The sequence below is a fragment of the Bradyrhizobium genomosp. I (2014) genome, from assembly GCF_000261685.1.
Classification (GTDB): Bacteria; Pseudomonadota; Alphaproteobacteria; order Rhizobiales; family Xanthobacteraceae; genus Bradyrhizobium.
The window spans coordinates 1-3,509 of the sequence record NZ_AJQE01000457.1 but is presented as its reverse complement, the minus strand read 5'-3'; the positions used below and the strand labels follow the sequence as shown (position 1 = coordinate 3,509).

The following is a 3,509-nucleotide window of genomic DNA, read 5'->3' as shown; positions in this document are numbered from 1 at the left end:
ACGTTCCAAGAAAAGTGGGTACTAGTTGACGATCAGCACTACCGGCTTGTCAACCGAGTGGCAGGGTCCCCTAGCCAAGGTGGTACAAGTCGACGTCCTCGAGGGTGTAGGCGCTGAAGCTCCCGAAATGGGCGAACAAGTTGTTGCGCTTGGCGCCGCAGCTGATCCGGTGATCCGGTCGGCGAGGCCGCGGCCCAGAGGCTATCGGGCGAGCGCATCGGCGCCTCGCGGAAGATGCGAGCATCGATTGAGCGCCAGCCTGCAGATCGCAGCGTCAGGACAGGACGACCTAGTCACGTGAATCTAATGTTCGCCACATAAAGTCTGCTGGGTTTTGTGGCAGAAGCGTTTGACGGAAGCCAAAATCTGGTCTGCGGACTTGGTCCATTTGAAGGGCTTCGGGTTTTGGTTGTGCAGGTGGATGAAGGTGCAGATGTCGGCCTCGAGTTGCCCGACGGAGGTGTCGTCTAATCGCTGCTGGGACGTCAAGCATTTAGTTTCGTCAAGAGACGCTGCCGGGTGCGTGGTTGTCTTCGCGGTCGACATTGGTCGCCGCATGATGGAGCTTCGCGGACGAGCCTTCAATGTGGACGACGCACTTTGCTGAGTCAGCAGTGCAACCCCATCAGCGGAATGGCTCGGCTCACGTCCTGGCAGGGATACCTTAGGCGTTCAGGTTCTGAACGCTATCCGAGCTTATGCGGCAGCTCCGGCATTCGGATTGAACAGCTCGCCGGTCTTAAGCATCGTATGCTTATCACCGCCAGTTTCCGTGCCACAGCCACGGCGGCTCTTTTGAAGCCGATCCTCTCCCGGAGATGCCGTCCCCACGTCCGCAGAGCGCTGTCGGTTGAGCTGCGCGTCAGAATGACCGCTGCCGCTTCATAGAGAAGCCCACGCAAATGGCGGTCGCCACGTCGGGATATATGGCCATCATAATCGACTTCTCCGGATTGGTAGCGGCGCGTTGTCAGGCCGATCCACGCGCCAACAGATCGGGATTTCCTAAAGTTGTCAGGCTCCTCAATAGCTGTGGCAAAAGAGGTTGCGGTGATCGCACCGATGCCCGGAATCGACATGAGGATGCGGCAGGCCTGACTCTCGCGCGCATCCCGAACCAACTGGCGACCGAGTTCGGCGGCGCGGATGCGAATGCCACGCCAGGCTTCCAGCATCGGAAGCACGATGGATGCAAGTCCGTCCTGATCAGCCAGAAGGTTCCGGACGTTCTCGAAGGTGCTTCCCTTTCCGGCGGGAACAAGCAGACCGAAGGTCTTCATGACGCCGCGGATCTGGTTCGAAAGCTCGGTGGTGATCCGGACCAGCCGCGTGCGCGCCGCGACAAGCGTGCGGGTCAGCATGCTGTTGAATCCCTTCACGCGCACCTCACGAAAGAACCCGACTTCCGCGAGCTGCGCCAGACCATCGGCGTCGTTCGCGTCCGTCTTGTTCGCCGCCATATCGAGCGCCGCTTTATCATGGCGCGCATCGACGCAGATCGCCGGCAATCCTTCGGTGCGCAAAGAATGATAGAACCATACCGACAGCGGTCCCGTCTCGAACACCACGCGTTTCACGGCCGGCGCCCGCTTGCGGATGAGCGCGGCGATGACACTGGGATCAGATGCACACTTGCCGCGCCAGATCCGTTCACCTGCTCGACGGATCGAGACCGCCGTCTCTTTCATCGACACATCGAGACCGATATACTCTTCCATGGCTGTTCTCCATTCGATGCTTGGGCCCGGCGTCCAGTCGTGAGCCCGTATTTCCATCCTATCGGGGAACAGCCACCCTCCAAGACTATTGATTGCCTTTAGGGCAACACGCTCCTGCGATTACCCCATGTGGACGCCCCCTCACGGCATCGCTGTGCCAAAGTGGTGTCGTTGACCACCACTTGAACGGAGGCGTCCATGTCGGAATTTAGCATAATCGCGTTGGATCTGGCGAAGAATGTGTTCCAGATGCACGGCGCGGATGCATCAGGAACCGTGCTTTTCCGCAAGAAGCTGCGCCGGGATCAGATCCTTAAATGTCTTGCCGCGCAGCCGACGTGCACGGTCGCAACGCGACTTTGCGGCATGGCTGGGGCTTACCCCGCTGCAGCGCTCCACCGGAGGCAAGCAGAAGCTCGGCAAGACGTCACGTATGGGCGAACGAACCCTGCGACGACTACTGATCATCGGCGCGAGCGCGGCCGTGCGCTGGGCAATGCGCAAAGACTCGACAGCGGATTCTTGGCTTGCGCGCATGCTTGCCCTCAAGCCGCCCATGCTGGTGATCGTCGCCCTCGCTAACAAGATGGCGCGCATCGTCTGGGCATTGATGGCGAGAGGCGGAACCTATCGGGCTCCGGCTGCGGCGAAGTAGTTCCGCGGCAGGGACCGTGAGTGTGAGAAGGTCAACCGGAGAGTATGGCGCACGGTCACGAGACAGGAATGGGAAAACCAGATCATGGATACGCGCCTCGAGCACGCGAAGTTGAATTGGACCCGTTCCGCGAACTCCCATACGGGCCAGCGGCATGTGGCAGCCGCAACAAAAGGCCGAACACATGTCAGCGCCCGACCACGCTCCGCACTCTTCGAAAGATTCTTCTTGCACCAACGGGGGCGTCTACACATGTCCATGACGATATGGACATCGAGGCCTTCAGGAACTTGAGCATCGATCTCTTTTAAAAACTTCAAGACTCGACTGCCCGGTGGCGCTTGTAGCATTTGCCGATGACGAACCCCGAGGCGACATCGAGCGCGGCAAACAGCGTGGTCGCACCATGCCGCACATAGCTGTGCGTACGACGCTCCGGTATGCCGGGCATCATTGGCAAGACCGGCTGCTCGCGATCGAGTGCCTGAATCTGGCTTTTCTCATCGATGCTGAGGACAAGGGCTCGGTTCGGCGGGGACAGGTAAAGCCGACGATGTCGCGTGCCTTGTCGACGAGCCGCGGATCGCTCGACAACTTGAATGTCTGGCTACGGTGCGGTTGCAAGCCGAACGCCGACCACATTCGGCGGATCGTGGTGCGGGAAAAGCCAGTTTCCGCAGCCATCGAGCGGATCAACCATTGCGTCGCCTCGGCCGGCGTCGTACGCAGCGTGCGATCGATCATGGCGGCAACCTGATCGTCGTTGATGGTGCGAGGGCGGCCAGGGCGTGCCTCGTCAAGCAAGCCATCACAGCGATCCTTCAAAAATCGGCGGCGCGACTTGCCAACGGTGTGTTCGTGGAGGCCGAGTTCGGCAGCCACAGACTTGCTTGGCAAGCCATCCGCCCACCGCAGGATCGCGCGGCATCGCTCAGGAAAGCAACCGCGCAGCACGATGACGACGAACTTGCCTCTCCAAGTACGCCCGCTCCTGCGGACTCAGCACCAACGGCGCGATCGGCCGGCCTTTCCCACCTGCATTCGCCACAAGCGCTCTCCTCTCTCGAGATTCAAGCTATCAACCAATGCGACGAACTTGCGTTCCGGATGACTAGGGTCTGTACCTAAATAGCGCC

4 pseudogenes are annotated in these 3,509 nt (G+C 60.1%); 1 reads left to right on the top strand and 3 read right to left on the bottom strand.

What is annotated here, in order from left to right:
* Window positions 1–303: 303 nt before the first annotated feature.
* Window positions 304–462 (bottom strand): annotated as a pseudogene (locus IC50_RS37870) (IS630 family transposase); the annotation flags it as partial.
* A 234-nt stretch (window positions 463–696) separates the two neighbouring features.
* Window positions 697–1,718 (bottom strand): annotated as a pseudogene (locus tag IC50_RS37865) (IS110 family transposase).
* Window positions 1,719–2,043: 325 nt separating this feature from the next.
* On the opposite strand from IC50_RS37865, the pseudogene IC50_RS37860 reads away from it, so the two are divergent.
* Window positions 2,044–2,373: pseudogene (locus IC50_RS37860) on the top strand (transposase); the annotation flags it as partial.
* Window positions 2,374–2,627: 254 nt separating this feature from the next.
* On the opposite strand, the pseudogene IC50_RS37855 reads toward IC50_RS37860, so the two are convergent.
* Window positions 2,628–3,421, bottom strand: a pseudogene (locus IC50_RS37855) (IS630 family transposase); the annotation flags it as partial.
* Between the last annotated feature and the right edge of the window lie 88 nt (window positions 3,422–3,509).